Raw genomic sequence first — 20,770 nt, forward strand, 5'->3', positions numbered from 1 at the left:
TGGCGGGACGTCCGAAGGCCGTCTGCAAACTTATTTAAACTGCTTCAGAAAATTCAAATCGTTATCGAAAAACAGCCGCAGGTCATTCACGCCGTAGCGCAGCATGGCAAAGCGGTCGAGGCCGATGCCGAAGGCAAAGCCTGTGTAGCGTTCGGGGTCGATATTCACATTGTTCAGCACATTGGGGTGCACCATGCCGCAGCCGCCCACTTCCAGCCACCGCCCGTTGTCGCCCATGATGTCGATTTCGGCGGAAGGTTCGGTGAACGGGAAGAACGAGGGGCGGAAACGCACCTGCAAGTCGTCGCGCTCGAAAAAGCGGCGGATAAAATCGGTGAACACTGCTTTCAAGTCGGCCATCGTTACTCCCTCTTCCACCCACAGGCCTTCGGCTTGGTGGAACATCGGCGAGTGGGTGGCGTCGGAATCGACGCGGTAGACGCGGCCGGGGGCGATAATGCGGATGGGCGGGTTCTTTTTATCCAGCATGTAGCGGATCTGAATCGGCGAGGTGTGGGTGCGCAGCACGTCGCCGTTTTCCACGTAAAAAGTGTCCTGCATGGCACGGGCGGGGTGGTTTTGCGGGATATTGAGCGCTTGGAAGTTGTGGAAATCGTCTTCGATTTCGGGGCCGTCGGCCACCTCGAAGCCCATGCCGTGAAAGAGTTCGACCACGCGTTGCAGGGTCAGGGTAACGGGATGCAGGCCGCCGCTTCCCTGCCCGCGCCCGGGCAGGGTAACGTCGAGCGCTTCGGCGGCCAGCTGCGCCTGCAGTTTGGCTTCGTTGAGCGCATCACGCTTGGCTTCATAGGCAGCCTGAAAGCGTTTTTTGCATTCGTTGATGTGGGCACCGACGGTTTTGCGATCTTCGGGCGGCAGGCTGCCGAGCTGTTTCAGCAGGGCGTTCAACTCTCCGGTTTTGCCCATATAGCGGGCTTTAACCAGCTCTAAAGTTTGAAAATCAGCAGCAGCCTCCACTGCGGCAACACCTTCCGCGGCGATACGGTTTACATTTTCCATAATAATATCGATTCGTTTGAATTTTGCAGTTCATCCCGCACGATGCTGCAGAAGGCGGCAAATACGGCAGACTCAATTGATTTTTAACAAGGCAGCAACGCTTCAGCAAGCAGAATTGCTGCCGCCTCCGCAAGACGGTTCCAGCCCCCCCCCTGCCCGGTTTACTGCCCCATCCTAAAATTTGATTATTTTAACGCAAATTGCGCCGAAAAAACAGCAGGCTAAATCAGGCACTTTAATATTTCCCATCCAACCCTCTCCATCCGCACTGCCTGAAAACATTTTTTTTCAGACAGTTTTCAAGCCACCTCCAATCAGGCATACAACAGCTGCCCAAACCAGTCTGCCGTCATCATCACTGTTGCATAATCCACCAAATTTATTGCAAATAGCAAATAATTACTTTGATTACTTTATCAGGTGTGATAAATTGCGTTTACATTTGTAAATTATGGAATTTGGATTTATCAAACCAAATGTCATTTTAGATAAATCTATTTTCATTTTTTTATATTTGTTTATCAGATAGATAAATAACTATCTGAAAATATCATAAAAATAAAATTGATTTTTTAATTATTTAAAATCAATAAAATTCTAAATAAATTTGCACTTTTTAACAAAACAAAACAATTCGGGAATAACCTGCCATTTTTTAACAGGAAATTTCAACTAATTGTTTTAAAACAAATTTAACAACATTACGGAGCTTAAAAATGTCAAACCAAATCATCCTCACCGTTATCCCGACGAAAGGTGCATCAACTGCCGGACGGACCGCCCGTTTCAATGTAAATGCCGGTTCCGGCCAAGCCTTGCACATACAGGCAGCCGCACTCTCTGATTACCAGCTTGCCGACGCCGCCACCGGCCTTGCCCCTGAAAATCTGGAATTTACCCGTATGGGCGACAATCTGCATATCCGCAGCAAAGCTTCTGCTTCCGGCCGTCCCGATATCGTAATCGAAAACTACTATGCCCATAACGGCAATATCAAAGGTTTGCAGGCAGACGGATCGTCGGCCGCCTATGACGGAAAAATCCCTGCCAAGCCCTTGGCAGCCGAACAAGTAACCGTACACCAAAGCGGCGCCGGCAACGGCGTAAACAAACTGGCCGTAACTTTGGGCGGCTTGGCGGGAGTGGGCCTGCTCGGCGCATTGGCAGGCGGCGGAGGCGGGGGCGGAAGCAGCACCAACCCGTCTCCGACCGCTGTGGCAACCCAAAGCAATGCATCTTCGACAGCCGCACAAACTGCCGCTTCGTCTGCCAATACAGCCACCACTCCCAAAACCACGGCAACAGCCGCTCAAACCGCATCTTCAAACTCTGCCGTACAAACAAATACTGCAACAGAAACTGCTTCCGTTTCTATTGCAGAAGAAGCCGAGGAAACAGCAGATGCCGCACCCGTCAGCACAACTGATCCCGAATCCGCAGGCACGCCGTCTGAAACCGTTTCCGCTGCCGCCAAAGACAGCGGACAAAAAACGGCTGATACTGCAACTGCAATCTCATCCGGCGGCACTACCGTATCCGATGCGCAAAGCACCGCACCCGGCAGCACAACTGTGCCCGAACCCGCAGGCATGCCGTCTGAAACCGTTTCCGCTTCCGGCAAAGAAAGCGGACAAAAAACGGCTGATACGGCAACCTCATCCGGCAACACTGCCGTAACGGCAGATACCGTTGCAAACAACAATAATCCGGCAAATGATTCAACAGCAGCAACCTCCCCGACCGGGGCTGTTTCAACAAACTCTGCCGCCACAGTTTCAGACGGCCCAACCGCAACGCAAAACGGCTACCGTGTATATGAACACCCGCAATACGGAAAATATATCGATGCCACCGAATTCGGCACCGATCCGAGCGGCCAAACCGACAGCCTTGCCGCTATCAACGCCGCTTTGGCTGCGGCCCATCTGGAAAACGCCGCCGTATATTTGAGCGGCAGCCTGTATATTTCAGATCAAATTATATTGAACGAAACCAATTCCGGCGTAACCGGCCTGTTTGGCGACGGCATGGGTAAAACCACTATTTCGTTCGACAAAGAGCAAACCGGCGTGTTCAACCCCAACAGCAACGAAGACGACATCCGTGCTTTCGCCGGCATCCTTATCGACGGCCAAAGCAACAAAACCATTGCCGAGCTGTCGGTGAAATATACCAATCCCGATTTTTACCGTAAGGGTCTGAGCTATTTCGGCAAGGTTAGCGGTATTCTGGTAAACGATGCCGACAATACCCTCATCAGCAAAGTAGAAGTATCCGGAGCCAACCGTGCCGGTGTGTATTTCACCTCTACCAAAACCCTGACATCCGATCCCGAAAGCCCCCAAGGCCGTACCTATAAAGCCCGCCTGATCCGCGGCGAAGTAGATGAAACCTACGAAAGCCTGCCCTTGGGTGAAAACAACCGCATCGTCGACAGCAATCTGCACCACAACCGTGTGGCCGGTGTATTGGTTTCTTACCAGAAAAACTTTGTGGCCGACAACAACACCATGTCGTGGAACGGCCACGAAGCCGACGGCGGCACCGGTTACGGCATCGCCAGCATGGCAGGCAGCTACAACTTCGGCATCACCTTTACCAACAACAAAACCGATCACAACTACCGCAAAGGTTTGGATGTGCACGACGGCGACAACATCGTGATTGAAAACAACACCTCAAACGGCGACCGCCTCAACGGCATTGCCGTGTATAACCGCCAATTCACGATGGATACGGTGAAAATCAGCAATAACACCATCATTGCCGATCCGAACTTCCGCTTGGAACAAGACGACGATTTGGGAAGCCGCTACCACGGTTATGCGGGCATTCAAATCCAAACCAACACCATGAACCGCGATTTGCGCAGCAGCGATACCGGCCATTTTGAAATCAGCAACAACACTGTTTCAAATCTGGATGTTTACCAAAATGCCATACAGACATACGGCATCGAGTTCCGCAACCATGAACCGCACATGCACTACACGCTCGACATTACCGGCAACACTATCGAAGGCGAATCCTCGAAATATGCCATTGCTATTATCAACAACACAAAAAACAATACCTTAGGCACAAACGGCGAAGGATCGGGCACCATCAACATTCTGAACAACAACATCGACATCGGCAGCATCCTCAAAGGCGCCATGCCCATCTTTATTATCGAAGAGAGCAACAGCGGCCAACTGCGCGGCGAAGTTACCGTATCGGGCAACAGTCTGACCATTCGCGAAGCATCCGACGGCACCATTGAAGGCGTTCAAATGGTGGGCAATGCCGAAACCTACCGCGTTACCGACAACACCTTTGAAATCCACGGCACCATGGACAAACCCGTTGTCAGCTTGCTCGGCCGCGCAGGCGGAGAGATTCCCGAACTGATTGTCAGCGGCAACGACATCACTACAGACTTGACCGGCAACCTCTACCGCAGCTGGATCGAACGCAATGCTGTTGTCGATGTTTATGCCGACAACAATACCCACAACGGTAAAGAGCTGGCAGAAGTGAAACATATCGTTTCTACTCCTGCTGCAGGCTATGCACCCGAAACTGCCGAAACGGTTGAAACCGCCGAAACCGCCCACGTTTTAGATTTGGGCATCGGCAGCAACACCATATCGGGTACCGACTCCTACCAAACGGCATCCAAACAAACGGCAACAGCCTCGGAAAATGCAGCAGAACTTTCCGGCCCGGCTTCAGGCAGCCTGTCGGCCCTGAACGATTTGCTTGCCGCTACCGAGTTGGATTTATCCTCCCTTTTAGGCAAAGAGAGTGGAGCGGGATTAGCCGTCGGCACTGCAGACACAAAATACGCACAATCTCTGAACATCAGTGAAGAACAGTGGCAAAGTGAAGTTTCCGCCCATATTGTGTAACAAGAAGGTTTCAAGCCCGTAAGCCGCAGGCCGTCTGAAAATCAAGTTTTCAGACGGCCTGCGGCTTTATAGTGAGTGGAATTTACCCCGGCATCAAACAACATCAGGCCGGAGAAACTATCCGCGCCGCCAAGTGGTGCCGCCGGCACCATCTTCCAGAATAATGTTTTCGGCGTTGAGCAGGTCGCGGATGCGGTCTGATTCGGCCCAGTTTTTTGCCTCACGCGCCTGTTTGCGCTGTTCGATTAAGGCGTCAATGTCTGCATTGGAAAGGCCGTCTGAAACGCCGCCACCTTGCAAAAACGCCTGCGGGTCGCGCTGCAGCAGGCCGATGATACCGGCGAGCGCTTTCAAACAACCGGCCAATTCGGCGCTGTTGGTTTTGTTGACTTCGCCTGCCAGCTCGAACAACACCGCCATCGCTTCCACCGTGCCGAAATCATCGTTCATGGCGGCATAAAAACGGCGGGTGTAGTCGTTGCTGTCTTCACGCACGGCCACTTCGGCGGGCGGGGTGTTCTTCAGGGCGGTATAGAGGCGGGTGAGCGCACCTTTGGCATCATCGAGATGCGCATCGGAATAATTCAGCGGGCTGCGGTAGTGGGCGCGCAGAATAAAAAAGCGCACCACTTCGGGATCGTATTGCTTGAGCACGTCGCGGATGGTGAAAAAATTGCCCAGCGATTTCGACATTTTTTCGCCGTCCACGCGGATAAAGCCGTTGTGCAGCCAGTATTTCACATGGCTGGCTATGGTTTTGCCGTGCGCCTCGTGGTGCAGGCAGGTACCGTGCGCACCCACGCTTTGGGCGATTTCGTTTTCGTGGTGCGGAAACTGCAAATCGGCGCCGCCTCCGTGAATGTCGAAGGTGTCGCCGAACAGGTTTTCGCTCATGGCCGAGCATTCGATGTGCCAGCCCGGGCGGCCTTGCCCCCACGGGCTTTCCCACGCAGGCTCGCCCGCTTTGGCGGCTTTCCACAGCACAAAATCCAGCGGATCGCGCTTGAAGCCGTCAACTTCCACGCGCTCGCCCGCGCGCAAATCGTCGAGCGATTTGCCCGAAAGCTGGCCGTATTCGGGAAACTCGCGCACGGCGTAATACACATCGCCGTTGGCTGCGGCATAGGCTTTGCCGTTGGCAATCAGGCGCTCAATCATCGCCAGCATTTGCGGAATGTTTTCAGTGGCCTTAGGCTCGGCATCGGGACGCAACACGCCCAGCGCGTCGGCGTCTTCGTTCATGGCCTGAATAAAGCGTGCGGTCAGCTCGCCGATGGTTTCGCCGTTTTCGGCGGCGCGGGCAATGATTTTGTCGTCGATGTCGGTGATGTTGCGCACGTAAGTGAGCGGATAGCCGCACTCGCGCAGCCAGCGCGCAATCATGTCGAACACCACCATCACACGCGCATGGCCGAGGTGGCAGTAATCGTAAACAGTCATGCCGCAAACGTACATACGCACGTTTTCGGGGTTGATCGAAGTAAAGGTTTCTTTTTGGCGGGTAAGGGTGTTGTAGATGGTCAGCATGATCGGTTGTAAAGATTAAAATGGGTTTCAGACGGCCTTATTCCGCTTTGAGCACCGAAATGTCGGTTTGGAAAGGCTGTCCGGGCAGTTCCTGCACGGCCTCCTCCGCTTCGGCTGCCAAGCGTTTTTTCTCGGTGAGGTAGGTACTGATCTGATACACCAAATCCTGCGTACCTTCACGGGTGAGCGCGCTGATTTTAAACAGGCGCGGGGTTTGCATGTCGAAGCCGAAGCTGTCGTCGGGCTGCGGATGGTTCCAGCCGATTTGCGCCAGAAACCTCGCAACGCGCGCTTCGGCTTCTTCGGGAGGGAGCATGTCGAGTTTGTTCAACACCAGCCAGCGGGGCTTATCGTATAGCTCTTCGTCGTATTTGCGCAGTTCGTTTACGATGGCCAGTACTTCTTCGGCGGGGCTGACGCTCTCGTCGAACGGCGCCAAGTCCACAACGTGCAGCAACAGGCCGGTGCGTGAAAGGTGTTTGAGAAAGCGGTGCCCCAAACCCGCGCCTTCGGCCGCGCCTTCAATCAGGCCGGGGATGTCGGCCATCACAAAGCTGTGGTTTTCATCCATACGCACCACGCCGAGGTTGGGATGCAGGGTGGTGAAGGGGTAGTCGGCCACTTTCGGGCGCGCGGCGGACACGGCGCGGATTAAGGTGGACTTGCCCGCATTGGGCATACCCAAGAGGCCGACATCGGCCAGAACCTTCAATTCCAAATGCAGGCTGCGCACTTCGCCTTCTTCGCCCGGGGTGAACTGGCGCGGGGCGCGGTTGACCGATGATTTGAAATGGATGTTGCCCAAACCGCCTTTGCCGCCGCGCGCCACGCACACTTTCTGGCCGTGGCGGGTAAGGTCGGCCAGCAGCTCGCCGGTGTCGGTGTCGCGGATTAGGGTACCCACGGGCATATGCAGTTCGATGTCGTCGGCGCCTTTGCCGTAACGGTCGGAACCGTGGCCTTTTTCGCCGTTTTTGGCCTGATAACGTTTGACGAAACGGTATTCCACCAGTGTGTTGACGTTTTCGTCGGCCACAGCGAACACGCTGCCGCCTTTGCCGCCGTCGCCGCCGTCGGGGCCGCCGCGCGGTACGAATTTTTCGCGGCGGAAACTGGCCGCACCGTTGCCGCCTTTGCCTGCCGCCACTTCGATTTTGGCTTCGTCGATAAATTTCATGATGCTGTTTTCTGCAAAAAGGTTTTCAGACGGCCTGATGTTTTTTTCGAGGCCGTCTGAAAAAAATATCAAAAGGATGAATATTATAAAGGATACGCCGGCAGGCCGCCTGAAAGATTTTCCTGCCCCTACCCCAAATCACGCTGCTTTTCGCTTAACCTGCAGTGGATGTCGCGGGCGATGGCCTGACGGTCGGGGCCGGAGGGCACGGGGTCGAGAAAATGCAGTTCGGCCACGCCGCCGGGCTGGCTGACAATCATGCGGATAGACTGTATCAGGCTGATGTCGCCATAGTAGGCCATGGCGGGGTTGGGGCTGCTGCCGTCGGGGTTGGGGTAGCGGCACAATACCGGTATCAGCGGCACGTCCGCTTCGTAGGCCGCCTGAAAAAAGCTGGTTTTAAACGGCAGGATTTCGCGGCCTTCTGTGCTGGTACCTTCGGGGAACAGGGTAACGGTATCGCCGTTTTTAAGGGCTTCGGTAACGTGGCGGATTTTTTCGCTGTTGCCTTCGGTGCCTTTGTTGCGGGTAACGTAAACGGTTTGCGCCTGCGTGGCCAGATAACCTACCACCGGCCATCCGGCCACGTCGTCTTTGGCAACGAAGCGTCCGGGAAAGGCGCCGTTAACGGCCATGATGTCGAGCCAGGAAATGTGGTTGCTGATCATCATCTGCCCCTGCCCCGCTTCGGGCAGTTTGCCGTAGGTTTCGAGTTTCAGGCCGCAGGAGGCGAGCACGCGCAGCGACCACAACTGGATGGCGCGCAGCTTGCGCTGTTTGCTGTAAAAGGGGAAAAGGAAAAACATTTCGGCCATGCCGTAGAGCAGGCAGATGCCGATGCAGAACAGGCGGAAAACGGTGCGCAGGGTGGTCATGGTGAGTAAAACAGATTTATGTTGCGGTATTTTTACCGAGGCCGTCTGAAAGGCTTCGGCTCCGCTCGTTTTCAGACGGCCTTTATTCAGAACCATCAATAAGGTTTTTAGGTGCGAAACGCTGCAAGTATCGGTCGTTGAGCCGGGTGATGTCCATCAGGATCAGCACGTCTGCGCAGTTGAAGCCTTCATCCACGCACGGCTCGCCGCAAAACCAGGCGCCGGCTTTGAGATAACCTTTGATCAGCGACGGACATTCAGGATCCGCTACAGGGGTAAGCACATTCCATTTCAGCGGATTGAGCGGGCGCACGCGCCATTGTTCGGGCGCCAGGTGTTTTTCTTTCAGCGCATGATACAGCCCGGCCGCTTCATGGCCGCCGTCGGCGGTGCTGATGCTGCCGCAGCCTATCATAAAGCGCAGGTTTTCGTCGCGCATAAATTTCACAAGGCCCGTCCACAGCAGCATAATCAGGCCGCCGTTGCGGTAGGCGGGGTGGATGCAGGCGCGGCCCAGCTCCACGGTTTGCGGCAGAATGTTTTGCAGCGGGGAGAGGTCGAATTCGTGTTCGCTGTACCACGAGCCGACGGCACGGGCGGTTTCTTCGGTAATCAGGCGGTAGCAGCCCACTACTTCGCCGGTGGCTTCGTCGAAAGCGAGCAGGTGGTGGCAGTGCCGGTCGTATTCGTCGGTATCCAAACCGTTGCTGCTTTGGATATCTGCACCCAACTCGCCGGCGAACACTTGGTAGCGCAAGCGTTGCGCAGCTTCGATTTCCTGCCGGTTTTCGGCTAGGCGCACGCTCAGGCCGATTTTGGGGCCGGTGGTGTTAAAACGGCTGGTTTGCGGCATAAAAAAACCCGTATGGCAAAAATAAGGCGCAAAGTATAGCAGAGGGCATAAATTAAGTAACCGATTAATTTAACCGTAAGGCCGGCATCTGTGGCGGCAACAACCGGCACAGAACCTGTTGTTTCTGCCGCCGATTGGTGCTATTTTCGCACTTCTTGGTGTTGCGCCGGTTTTTCCGCAGCCGTTTTACCGTACGGCAGGCGCGTTACCGGCAGCGCGTTTGGAAGAAAAACGCCGCCCGCAGGCTGTTTCAAAGGAGACCTTATTAAATGGCAGTGAATTTAAAAGAAAAAAGTGCAGAAGAATTGCTCAGCGTCGACGGCGTACAAGTGTTCGTCGGCCGGGCGGGCGTGAAAAAACCCGACCACGACGACTTAACCCTGATTGTGCTCAACCGCAGCAATACCGTCGGCGCCGTGTTCACCCAAAACCGTTTCTGCGCCGCACCCGTTTATGTTGCCAAAGAACACCTGGCCAACGAGAACGGCATCCGCGCGCTGGTTATCAACACCGGCAACGCCAACGCCGGCACCGGCGCGCAAGGCCGCGAAGACGCGCTGGCCGTGTGTCGTGCCGCCGCAGAACAAGTCGGCTGCGCACCCGGACAAGTGCTGCCGTTTTCCACCGGCGTGATTCTCGAACCGCTGCCCGTACAGAAAATCACCGCCGCCCTGCCCGATGTGAAACCCGTGCACTGGGATCGCGCCGCCCGCGCCATCATGACTACCGACACCGTGCCCAAAGCCGCCAGCCGCGAAGGAAAAGTGGGCAACAGCCACACCGTGCGCGCCACCGGCATCGCCAAAGGCTCCGGCATGATCTGCCCCAACATGGCCACCATGCTCGGCTTCATCGTGTGCGACGCCAAAGTTTCCCAACCCGTTTTACAGATGCTCACGCAAGAAATAGCCGACTCATCGTTCAACGCCATCACCGTTGACGGCGACACCAGCACCAACGACAGCTTCGTAGTGGTAGCCACCGGCAAAAACGGCCAAAACGAAATCGACAATATCGCCGACCCGCGCTACGACCAACTGAAAGCCCTGCTTGCCGGCCTCGCGCTCGAGCTGGCGCAGGCTATCGTGCGCGACGGCGAAGGCGCCACCAAGTTCATCACTATTCGGGTGGAAAACGCTGCCGGCCGCACCGAAGCCCGCCAAGTTGCCTACGCCGTCGCCCACTCGCCTCTGGTGAAAACCGCCTTTTTCGCCTCCGATCCCAACCTCGGCCGCCTGCTCGCCGCCATCGGCTATTCGGGGCTGGAAAATTTCGACACCGACAAAGTGCGCCTGTGGCTCGACGATGTTTTGGTTGCCGAAAACGGCGGCCGCGCCGCCGGCTACACTGAAGAACAGGGTCAGGCCGTGATGGACCGCGCCGAAATCACCGTGCGCATCGACTTGCAGCGCGGCCGCGGACACGCCGCCGTTTACACCTGCGATTTGTCGCACGAATATGTGTCGATTAATGCCGACTACCGCAGCTGATGCAAATCAAACCCATCGTGCCGAATGCTTGAAAAGCCGTCTGAAAAGGTTTTCAGACGGCCTATTTGTTATTTCCGGCCAAGCATAAGGCCAGGGTCTGTTGACAATTGACCGGCGAAGCGGTTTTTTGAGGCAAAAACCGCATATGCAAGGCAAAAAGCGCAGCAAGGTTGGACACCTTGCGGGCATTTTTAACGCCGCAGACGGGGATTTTTGACCAAAAACACCGCCGTTGCGTTGAATGTCGACAGACCCTAGCGCTCATTCTGCCGGTACCACTCGATAAACGCATCGGGCTTCACAAATCCCAGCAGGGCTTCGCTGCGGCTGCCGTCGGCGCGCACAACAAACACACCGGGCGGCCCGAACAGGCCGTATTCTTTCAGCAGCGCCTGATGCTCGGGCGTGTTGGCGGTAACGTCGATTTGGAAAAAGCGTTCCATATCCACCGCTTCGTGCACCTGCGGCTGGTTGAGCGTATAGGCCGCCATTTCTTTGCACGAGATACACCAGTCGGCATAAAAATCAAGCAGCACCGGCTTGGCGGGGTTTTGCTGCAAAGCCTGCTGCATGGCGGCTTTCAATTGCGCCGTATCGGTGTAAACCTGCCCGTGTGCGCCCTCCGATCCGGCCGCGGGCGGAATCAGGATGAGAAAATGGTGCAACGCGGTGGTTTGCCGGTTGGCACTCTGATAGGCGAACCACGAACCGCCCGCCAACAACAACGCCCCCAGCAGCACGCACACGCTTTTCAGACGGCCTGCCGTTTTCGGCACGTTGGCCAGCAGCAGGCCGGCGGGAATCACCATCAATAAAGTGTAAAGCGCGGCAACCAGCGGATAAGGCAGGAAAGGCGTGGCCAGATACACCGCCACTGCCAGCAGGATAAAGCCGAACGCATATTTGATGCCGTTCATCCACTCACCCGCTCTCGGCAGGATGTGGCCGCCGAACGTGCCCACGGCAACCAGCGGCACACCCGTACCGACGGCCAGCGCATACAATGCCAAACCGCCGAGGGCGGCATCGCCGGTTTGGCCGATATAGCCCAGAGCGAACGCCAGTGGCGGTGCCACGCAGGGGCCGACAATCAGCGCGGAAAGCATACCCATCACAAACACCGAAGCGATTTTGCCGCCCGAAAGCCTGCTGCTTCGGTTTTGGAAATAGCCCTGCACCGAAGCGGGCAGCTGCACGGTAAACACGCCGAACATCGACAAGGCCAGCGCCACCATCACCGCCGCCGCCGCCAGCACCACCCACGGCTGCTGCAGCCACACGGTCAAGAGCGCGCCCGTCAGACCCGCAACCACGCCCACGGCGGTATAAGTGAGCGCCAAGCCCTGCACATACACCATCGACAGCACAAACGCACGGCCCTTGCCGGTGTTTTTATCGCCCACCACAATGCCCGACACAATCGGCAGCAGCGGATACATACAGGCGGTAAAACTCAACCCCAGACCCGCGAGAAAAAACGCCAACAGATTGGCGTTCAAATTATCCCAAGAAAGTTTGAAGCCACCGTCGTCCGAACGTGCGGCGGGTTTTGATGCAGAACCGTTTGGAGACGGCGCAGACTGTAGGAAAGGGTTGCTGCCGGTTGCCGCAGCGGGTTGATACAGCCCTTCGCCTTTAATCTCAAACGTGGTTTCGGTGGGCGGATAACACACACCCACCTCCGCACATCCTTGATAACGCAATGTTAATTTATAGTTTTGCACGCTCTTGGCATACGGCCAGTTGACTTGCGCCGCACGGTGGTAAACCGTTTGCCGGCCGAAAAACTCGTCTTCTTTTTCCTCGCCCTTGCTGAATTTCGGCGCCGACAGCAAACCGGCCGGGTCGGTGTCGGCCATCATTTTCGATTGATACAGGTAATAACCGTCGGCTACGGCAAACTGCACGTTGATGCCTTCTGCAGTGGCATTCACCTGCGGCACAAACGCCTCTTCGGGCGGCAGCAGCTTGGAAGCGTCGATTTCCGCGTGCGCCGCACCGCATAAAGAGAATAATGCAACCAGAAAATAAAGCAGTTTTTTCATCTTTTCTCCTTTCAGACGGTCTGAAAAACACATAGCCTTTCAGACGGCCTCATTCCCCTTTTCCTTACACGCCCGCGGCTCAATGTTTCATCACCTGCTGCAAAAACTGCTTCGCACGCTCATGCTTCGGGTTGGTGAAAAATTCTTCGGGTGCGCCCTCTTCGAGAATCTGCCCGTGGTCGATAAAAATCACGCGGTCGGCCACTTCGCGGGCGAAGCCCATTTCGTGGGTAACGCACATCATGGTCATGCCGCTGTTGGCCAAGTCTTTCATCACGCGCAGCACTTCGCCCACCATTTCGGGGTCAAGCGCCGAAGTCGGTTCGTCGAACAGCATCACACGCGGCTCCATCGCCAAACCGCGGGCAATCGCCACCCGCTGCTGCTGGCCGCCTGAAAGCTGGCCGGGCATGGCGTCTTTTTTATGCGCCAAATCCACGCGCTCGAGCAGCTCCATCGCCTTTTTCTCAGCCTGCCCTCGGCTTTGCTTTTTCACTTTCATCGGCGAAAGAATGATGTTCTCAAGCACGCTCAGATGCGGATAGAGATTGAAACTCTGAAACACAAAGCCCACCTCTTCGCGCACTTTGTTCAAATCGGTTTTCGGATCGGCCACGTTCATGCCGTCCACCCAGATTTCGCCGCTCCCAATGGTTTCGAGCTGGTTGACGGTGCGGATTAAGGTGGATTTTCCGCTGCCCGAAGGGCCGCACACCACCACTACTTCGCCCTGCTTCACTTCCAGATTCACGCCGTTAATCACGTGCAGGTCTTTAAAGTGTTTGTGTACGTTTTTGAATTTGATCATTTGTTATTATCCTGTTTTCAGACGGCCTGTTTCACCAGATAATTGCTCAGTTTCACATACAGTTCCGGCGCGATATGTTCGGCCCTGTCTTGCGGGTTGATGCCCACGGCCTGCAAATCTTCATCGGCGGCCATGCCTTTCAGATTGTTGCGTATGGTTTTGCGGCGCTGGGCAAACGCCTGTTTGACCAGTTTGGCAAAATGCCCGAAATCTTGCGCCTCGCCGATCCGGTGTTTGACGGGAATCATACGCACCACCGCCGAATCCACTTTCGGCGCGGGGTCGAACGATTCTGGCGGCACGCCGATTAAGGTTTCCATCTCGAAAAAGTATTGCAGCATCACGCTCAAGCGGCCGTAGTCGTTGGTTTTCGGCCGCGCCGTCATGCGCTCGACAACTTCTTTTTGCAGCATAAAGTGCATATCGATCACATCGTCGGCCACTTCGCTCAGGCGGAACAGCAGCGGCGTGGAAATATTGTAGGGCAGGTTGCCGACGATTTTCTTTTTGCCCGCCACGCTGTTGAAGTCGAATTGCAGCACGTCGCCTTCGTGTATCACCAGTTTGTCGGCAAACGGCAGTGTTTTCAGACGGTCTACGATGTCGCGGTCGATTTCAATCACATGCAGTTTGTCGAGCTTTTTCGCCAACGGTTCGGTAATCGCCGCCAGCCCGGGGCCGATTTCAACCACCACATCGCCGGGCTGCGGGCGCACAGCATTGACGATGTCGTTGATAATGCGCGTATCCTGCAAAAAATTCTGCCCGAAACGTTTGCGGGCCTTGTGTTCTTTCATACGGTTTCTTCAACTCGGTTTTAAACGTATTGTAGCGCAAAACGGTATACTGTGCGGCGGGCGGAATCTTTTTCAGACGGCCTGATGCGCCGCCCCTCAACATCTGCCGCCGAAAGGTTTATGATGCGGCCGAAGCACCGCCCGATTAAACCGACGCGTACTTTTTATGATGCGCCCCACTCCCGCTAGGAAACCGCAATGGATTTATTCAACACCCGCAGCGTTACTTTCGACGACCCCATAGAAATGCTCTATGCCTGCCACGGCAAAGTGCGCAACTTCTGCAATCAGGTGCAGATGCTGCCCGGCTATATCGCCGCCAACGGGCGCAACGATGCGGTGTTGCAGGCTGTGAAACAGATCAGCCAATATTTCAACACCGCCGCGCCGCTGCACCACCAAGACGAAGAAGAGGATTTGTTCCCGCTGCTGCTGCACCACTTTCCGCACACCCGCAGCAGCATCGAAGCGCTGCAACGCCAGCATGAAAGCCTGCACGCCGACTGGGCGGCGGTAGAACGCGAATTCGCCGAACTCTCGGCCGACCCCGCCTACCGCCTGCAAAACGATGTGCTCCAACGCTTCTGCGCCGGCTATGATGCCCATCTGGCCTTGGAGGAGCCTTTGTTTGAAATCAGCAGAAACCTGCCCGCGCAAGCACTGGCCGAAGCCGGAAAAAACATGGCCGCGCGCAGAAAAGTTTAAAGTTTGAGGCTTGCCGTATTTCAGGCCGTCTGAACATTCAGACGGCCTGATACTGTTGACGGTGGTTTTGGGTTTTACCAAAGCTTTTCAGGCAGGGTAGCCCGCACCCAAAACACGCGCCCCCCGCGCGCCGGTTGCCCGGTAAAGATTGCCGGGCCGGCGGTTTGCCCAAGCGGCGGCGAGCCAGCCGAAAGCAGCGGCTTCCACCCATTGCGGGTCGAGGCTGAGCACGGCGGTGCTGTGCAGGTGGGTATTGCGGGCAGAAAAGCGTTTGTTCAGGCTTTCCATCAGCGCCGTATTGCGGATTCCGCCGCCACATACGTAAATATTGCGGGCGGCGGGCGCGGCGGCGGTTACGGCACCGTAAATGCTTTGCGCGGTAAATTCGAGCAGGGTTTTCAGCACATCGTGCGGGTTGAGGCCGTCTGAAAGCTGCGGCAGCAGCCATTCCAATGAAAACAGCTCGCGGCCGGTGCTTTTGGGATACGGGCGGGCGAGATAGGGGTGCACCAGCCATTGCGCGAGCAAGTCGGGCAGCACCCTGCCCTCGGCGGCTTTGGCACCGTTTTCATCATAAGGCTGCTGCCAGACATGGCGCACCCACGCATCCATCAGCATATTGCCGGGGCCGGTGTCGAAACCGTAGGCCGCTTCACCGGGCGGCAATACGCTGATGTTGGCAATGCCGCCGATGTTGAGCACCACGCGCGTTTCGTGCGGGCTGCCGAACAGGGCTTCGTGAAACGCAGGCACCAGCGGCGCGCCCTGCCCGCCTGCCGCCAAATCGCGGCTGCGGAAGTCGCCCACGGTTAAAATGCCGCTTTTTTCGGCCACCAGCGCCAAATCGGCAAGCTGTATGCTGTAACCGCTTTCGGGGGCATGGCGCACGGTTTGGCCGTGGCAGCCGATGGCGGCAATATGTTCCGGCCCGAGCCCGCAGGCCTGAAGCAGTGATCCGGCCACATCTGCATACAGCCTCCCGAGTTCCTGTGCCAGCAGCATACTGCGGTGCAGCTCGTTGCCGCCCGGATTCTGCAAGGCAAGCAGGTCTTTTTTCAGGCGCTCGGGATAAGGCAGGAAAGCATGGGCTTCGGCAGCAATCCAGCGCATACCCGCCATGCGTACCAGCACGGCATCCGCACCGTCCATACTGGTGCCCGACATCAGTCCGATATAAAGTTGCTCCATAAAACAGGCCGTCTGAAAGAAATAAAGCGCAATTGTAACCCATATGATTGCAACAGGCAGACCCACCGATATAAAACATTCATTGAGTATTTCATGACGCAATGCGGCAATACCTTTATAATATTTTCTTTCCAACACACAATCACACTGGCCGGGTTTCCCGCACCGTTCCCGAAACGGCGGCAGGTAAACCGGCATTTTTCAGGACTTGACGAAAGCCCTCACTAATATGAATTCCGCTCTGATACAAAAAATCAACTATGCTTTTGCCGCCTTGCTCATCGGCACCGTAGGCTACTTTATTTTCTGGGGGCTGGGCTACACCCACAGCAACCATACCTTACTGTTCCTGCTGGCCACACTGTTCGGCATGTTCATGGCATTCAATATCGGCGGTAACGACGTGGCCAACTCTTTCGGCACCAGCGTCGGCGCGGGCACGCTCACCATTCCCCAAGCCCTGCTGATTGCCGCCATTTTTGAGGTGAGCGGCGCGGTAATCGCGGGCGGGGAGGTAACCGATACCATCCGCAAAGGCATCGTCGACCTCAACGCCATGCACCTTGAGCCGATACAGTTTGTGTATATCATGATGTCGGCACTGCTCTCCGCCGCCCTCTGGCTGCTGTTTGCAACCAAAAAAGGCCTGCCCGTATCCACCACCCACGCCATCATCGGCGGCATCGTCGGCAGCGCGCTGTGTTTGGGGGCACTTGGCGGAAGCGGCGACACCCTTTCCTTAATCCAGTGGGGCAATATAGGGGAAATCGCGGTTTCCTGGGTGCTCTCCCCCGTACTGGGCGGTTTGGTTTCCTATATCCTCTTTACCCAAATTAAAAAATACGTTTTAGACTACAACAGCGCGGCCGAAGAAAACCTGAAACGCATCAAGCAGGAAAAAAAGGCCTATAAAGAACAGCACCGCCTGCACTTTGAAAGCCTCGACGAATCCGCCAAAATCGAATGCGCAACCGCCATGGCCCGCGATGCGCAGATTTACGGCGAAGCCGATTTGGATCCTTCAGAGCTGGAATCTTCCTACTATAAAGGCTTATACGACATCGACCAGCGTAAAAGCAGCATCGACGCATATAAAGCCCTGCATTCGTGGGTGCCCGTCGTTGCTGCCGTCGGCGGCATGATTATCGCCTCCATGCTGATTTTCAAAGGGTTGAAAAACCTCGAAATCGGCATCGGCAACGCCGGCAGCTTCCTGACCATCTTTATGATCGGAGCCGCCATCTGGATGGCCACCTTCATCTATGCCAAAACCCTGAAGCGTAAAGATTTGAGCAAATCCACTTTTCTGATTTTCAGTTGGATGCAGGTGTTCAGCGCATCGGGTTTCGCATTCAGCCACGGTTCCAACGATATAGCCAATGCCATCGGCCCCTTCGCCGCCATTCTCGACGTGCTGCGCACAGGCGACATCGATACCCAGTCCCCCATCCCCCCCATCGCCATGCTGGCTTTCGGCATCGCCCTGATTGTCGGCCTGTGGTTTATCGGCAAAGAAGTGATTCAAACCGTCGGTTCGGGCTTGGCCTCCATCCATCCTGCATCGGGTTTTTCGGCAGAACTCTCCGCTGCATTCGTGGTGATGATAGCTTCACTGATAGGCCTGCCCGTATCCAGCACGCACATCTTGGTCGGTGCCGTATTGGGCATCGGCCTGGTCAACCGAAACGCCAACTGGGCAATGATGAAGCCTATCGGACTTGCATGGGTGGTTACCCTGCCCGCCTCCGCCGTATTGTCGGTGATGTGTTTCCTGACCCTGCGCGCCTTGTTCTAACCTGCCGCTGCGACAAAAAACCGCGCAACGCCAAACATTGGGGCTGCGCGGTTTTTACCGGTTTTGGAAAGACAAAACCGAGGCCGTCTGAAACACCCGAATACCGCTATAGCGGAAATGACGGCGCAAAGTGTTTTCAGACGGCCTGATTCAGACCTTACAGAGGCTTCAGGCCGTTTGCGGCGGCTTCCTGCAAACGTTGCTCGAAATTGGCCAAATCTACGCCCGCCTGCTTGGCTGCGGCAACGGCTTCCGCCACCGGCAAACCGTTTTGCACTTGATGGTAAGCCCACAGCAAAGCGCTGCGCGTGCCTGTGCGGCAATATGCCAAAACCGGTTTTTCGGCTTGGTTCAGCAAAGCTTGAAAACGGGCAGTGTCCTGCCCGCCGATGGCGGGCGCAACCACAGGCTGGTGCACCGTATTCGCAATGCCGGCCTCGGCCAGCCATTGCTGCACTTGGTTAAAAGCGGGTTGGTCGTCGGCCTCGCCGTCGGGGCGGTTGCAGATAACGCTGCGTATGCCCAACGCCGCCGCATCGGCCGCACCGGCTTGGGTGAGTTGGGGGGCGATATACAGCCCTTCGGCCAGTTTTCGGATATTCATCGCTTGCTCCTTTTCAAATCTTCTCAATCTGTTTTTTTAACGGCTTAAATTTAAGCCACTATTATCTTCTATTTTCAGACGGCCAAATGCTTTCGCAAGCTGTTCAGGCCGTCATTCTGCCGCTACAACCCAACCACTGCGCCAGCAAACTGCGGTCGGCGATATGCAGGATGGCCGTATCGGCCTCCGCCGCCTGCACGGTTAAATCGGTTTCGTGCAATACGCCGTGGCGGAAATAGTGAATATGCACGGTTTCACCTATATCGAACTGCGCCCACTGCTTCTCGAAGGCCGTGCAGGCAAAGCCGTTTAGGGCGATGATTTTGTCTTTCGGACACAGCGCGGCCTGCTCGGCGCTGCCGCCGTTGAACACATGGGTTAAGGTAATACCGTCGTTATCCTGCTTGAAACGTGCGCCCAAATCACTTGCCGGCTGCATCACTTCTCCGCTGCCCAAGCCGCCGCCGTGGCTGCGCGGCGCGGCCAGCCATTCCAAGCTCACGCCCGCAAACTCCAAGCTGCTTTGCAGGGGAAGGTCGTCGGTGGAATATAAGGCCGTCTGAAAAAAACCGCTCAAATCCAGACCGGTGATTTCTTGGCAATATGCCTGCCATTGCCGCTCTTGGATGCCTTTGCCGTTTTCTCGCCAGTTGCGGTAGAGCGCTTGCATCACCGTATCCAAACTATGTTTGCCCGCACTCCTGCTGCGAATCTGCAAATCCAGGCACAAAGCCGCCAGCGCACCTTTCTGATAATAGCTCACGATGGCATTGGGGCTGTTTTCATCCTGCTTGTAAAACTTGTTCCACGCGGTAAAGCTTGATTGCGCCAAAGTCTGTTTCAGACGGCCTTTGCCCTGCTGCACGCGGGTGACGCCTTGTGCCAGCAGTTTCAAATAGGCTTCCGGCGCAATCACGCCGCTGCGGGCTAAAAACAGATCGTCGTAATAAGACGTAATGCCCTCAAACGCCCATAACTGCTCGGTATAGCTTTCGCTGTCCAAACGGTAAGGCACAAACGCGGCGGGCTTGATGGATTTTACATTCCACGCATGGAAATACTCGTGGCCGAACAGCCCCAGCAGCTGGATATAGGCATCGTCCGGCCCGCCCATGCCGCGCGCAGGCAGGCTGTTGCGGTCAGCCAAGAGCGCCGTACTGCTGATGTGTTCCAAACCGCCGTAAATATCATCACCCACATGCAGCAGAAACAGATATTCTTGAAACGGTGCCGCGCCGGCAAACATTTCCAACTCGGCCGCACAGATTTTCTGCACGTCGCCGAGCAAACGGCTGCGGTCGAAATCACGGTAATGCCCACTCAAAACGATACGGTGCGGAATACCGCCTGCCTCAAAGTGCAAAGTTTCAAACCGCCCCAGTTCAAACGGGTAGTCAATCAGCTCGGCATAAGAGGCCGTCTGAAAAGTACGATCGCCCGCCACCGGCATCGTTGTGGCAATCTGCCAGTTTTCCGGCAATTGCCGAAAAGTAATCTGATGTGGCCGGTTTTCGTATCCTTCCACCCGGAGCAACAGGCAGGCACCGTCAAAAAATCCGCGCTCCATGCTCAAAAACGAGCCGCGCACAGACAGGTCAAACGCATAAACAGTATAGCGGATCTGCCACTCGCCGCCTTGGTTTTCAGCCGCCCATTCATTTTTCGAAACCTGATCCAACACAGCCGGCCGGCCGTTGCAGCAAGCTTCGATATCGACGATATGGCGCGAAAAATCCCGAATCAGATAACTGCCCGGCACCCAATTGGGAAGCTTGATTTGTAAAGGACGGTTATCTTTTGAACAAAAACTCAAACAAACCCGCCACAAATGGGCGGCCGGTTCGGGGGTAAGGGTGTATTGGATCATAGCGTTACCGGTTATAGTTAAAGTTTGTATAGACGGTTAAACAAATTTGATTTGCATCAAGAAACTTTATGTAGTGAATCTATAATCTAACAAAATACAGCTGGAATCAACCTGTCTTTCCTAGTAGAA

General features: G+C 55.6%; 15 protein-coding genes. 4 read left to right on the forward strand and 11 right to left on the reverse strand.

Features of this window, described 5'->3' with window-relative positions; all coding sequences use genetic code 11:
- Window positions 1-30 precede the first annotated feature (30 nt).
- Window positions 31-1,020, reverse strand: a complete 990-nt coding sequence (gene pheS / locus Q3970_RS01320) for a phenylalanine--tRNA ligase subunit alpha (RefSeq protein WP_303098816.1) — start codon at window positions 1,018-1,020, stop codon at window positions 31-33.
- A gap of 716 nt (window positions 1,021-1,736) precedes the next feature.
- On the opposite strand from pheS, the gene Q3970_RS01325 reads away from it, so the two are divergent.
- Window positions 1,737-4,910, forward strand: a complete 3,174-nt coding sequence (locus Q3970_RS01325) for a right-handed parallel beta-helix repeat-containing protein (protein WP_303098817.1) — start codon at window positions 1,737-1,739, stop codon at window positions 4,908-4,910.
- Between the two features lie 117 nt (window positions 4,911-5,027).
- Here the strand turns inward: Q3970_RS01325 and cysS are convergent, their stop codons facing one another.
- From cysS to Q3970_RS01345, 4 genes are all read right to left on the reverse strand, one after another.
- A complete protein-coding gene (cysS, locus tag Q3970_RS01330; protein WP_303098818.1) occupies window positions 5,028-6,437 on the reverse strand; it encodes a cysteine--tRNA ligase in 1,410 nt (469 codons plus the stop codon).
- A 37-nt stretch (window positions 6,438-6,474) separates the two neighbouring features.
- A complete protein-coding gene (obgE, locus tag Q3970_RS01335) occupies window positions 6,475-7,614 on the reverse strand; it encodes a GTPase ObgE (protein ID WP_303098819.1) in 1,140 nt (379 codons plus the stop codon).
- A gap of 128 nt (window positions 7,615-7,742) precedes the next feature.
- The gene (locus Q3970_RS01340) at window positions 7,743-8,489 is read right to left on the reverse strand and encodes a 1-acyl-sn-glycerol-3-phosphate acyltransferase (RefSeq protein WP_303098892.1); all 747 of its coding nucleotides are present in this window, start codon (window positions 8,487-8,489) and stop codon (window positions 7,743-7,745) included.
- A gap of 82 nt (window positions 8,490-8,571) precedes the next feature.
- Window positions 8,572-9,342: a GNAT family N-acetyltransferase gene (locus tag Q3970_RS01345; protein ID WP_303098820.1), complete on the reverse strand. Its 771-nt coding sequence runs from the start codon at window positions 9,340-9,342 to the stop codon at window positions 8,572-8,574.
- 269 nt (window positions 9,343-9,611) lie between these two features.
- Between Q3970_RS01345 and argJ the strand changes: the two genes are divergently transcribed.
- Entirely contained in the window at window positions 9,612-10,832 is a 1,221-nt protein-coding gene (gene argJ, locus Q3970_RS01350; protein WP_303098821.1) for a bifunctional glutamate N-acetyltransferase/amino-acid acetyltransferase ArgJ, read from the forward strand.
- A 254-nt stretch (window positions 10,833-11,086) separates the two neighbouring features.
- On the opposite strand, the gene dsbD is transcribed toward argJ, so the two are convergent.
- From dsbD to rsmA, 3 genes are all read right to left on the reverse strand, one after another.
- Window positions 11,087-12,877 (reverse strand): protein-disulfide reductase DsbD, encoded by a 1,791-nt coding sequence (gene dsbD / locus Q3970_RS01355; protein ID WP_303098822.1) that lies wholly within the window; start codon window positions 12,875-12,877, stop codon window positions 11,087-11,089.
- 79 nt (window positions 12,878-12,956) lie between these two features.
- Window positions 12,957-13,685 (reverse strand): amino acid ABC transporter ATP-binding protein, encoded by a 729-nt coding sequence (locus Q3970_RS01360; protein ID WP_303098823.1) that lies wholly within the window; start codon window positions 13,683-13,685, stop codon window positions 12,957-12,959.
- 17 nt (window positions 13,686-13,702) lie between these two features.
- Window positions 13,703-14,482, reverse strand: a complete 780-nt coding sequence (rsmA, locus tag Q3970_RS01365; protein WP_303098824.1) for a 16S rRNA (adenine(1518)-N(6)/adenine(1519)-N(6))-dimethyltransferase RsmA — start codon at window positions 14,480-14,482, stop codon at window positions 13,703-13,705.
- A 198-nt stretch (window positions 14,483-14,680) separates the two neighbouring features.
- On the opposite strand from rsmA, the gene Q3970_RS01370 reads away from it, so the two are divergent.
- A complete protein-coding gene (locus Q3970_RS01370; RefSeq protein WP_303098825.1) occupies window positions 14,681-15,187 on the forward strand; it encodes a hemerythrin domain-containing protein in 507 nt (168 codons plus the stop codon).
- A gap of 87 nt (window positions 15,188-15,274) precedes the next feature.
- Here Q3970_RS01370 and Q3970_RS01375 read toward each other — a convergent pair whose 3' ends face one another.
- Window positions 15,275-16,375 carry an anhydro-N-acetylmuramic acid kinase gene (locus Q3970_RS01375; protein ID WP_303098826.1) on the reverse strand — a complete coding sequence of 367 codons (1,101 nt, stop codon included), beginning with the start codon at window positions 16,373-16,375 and terminating at the stop codon, window positions 15,275-15,277.
- Window positions 16,376-16,604: 229 nt separating this feature from the next.
- Here Q3970_RS01375 and Q3970_RS01380 point away from each other — a divergent pair, with 229 nt between their 5' ends.
- The gene (locus Q3970_RS01380) at window positions 16,605-18,170 is read left to right on the forward strand and encodes an inorganic phosphate transporter (protein ID WP_303098827.1); all 1,566 of its coding nucleotides are present in this window, start codon (window positions 16,605-16,607) and stop codon (window positions 18,168-18,170) included.
- Between the two features lie 157 nt (window positions 18,171-18,327).
- Here Q3970_RS01380 and Q3970_RS01385 read toward each other — a convergent pair whose 3' ends face one another.
- Together Q3970_RS01385 and Q3970_RS01390 are read right to left on the reverse strand one after the other, a co-directional pair.
- Complete coding sequence (locus tag Q3970_RS01385) at window positions 18,328-18,774, reverse strand: TIGR01244 family sulfur transferase (RefSeq protein ID WP_303098828.1); 447 nt, start codon at window positions 18,772-18,774, stop codon at window positions 18,328-18,330.
- 103 nt (window positions 18,775-18,877) lie between these two features.
- On the reverse strand, window positions 18,878-20,641 hold the full coding sequence (locus Q3970_RS01390; RefSeq protein WP_303098829.1) for a M61 family metallopeptidase: 1,764 nt from the start codon (window positions 20,639-20,641) through the stop codon (window positions 18,878-18,880).
- Window positions 20,642-20,770: the final 129 nt, after the last annotated feature.

It is taken from the genome of Neisseria sp. (genome assembly GCF_030530745.1).
Taxonomy (GTDB): Bacteria; Pseudomonadota; Gammaproteobacteria; order Burkholderiales; family Neisseriaceae; genus Neisseria.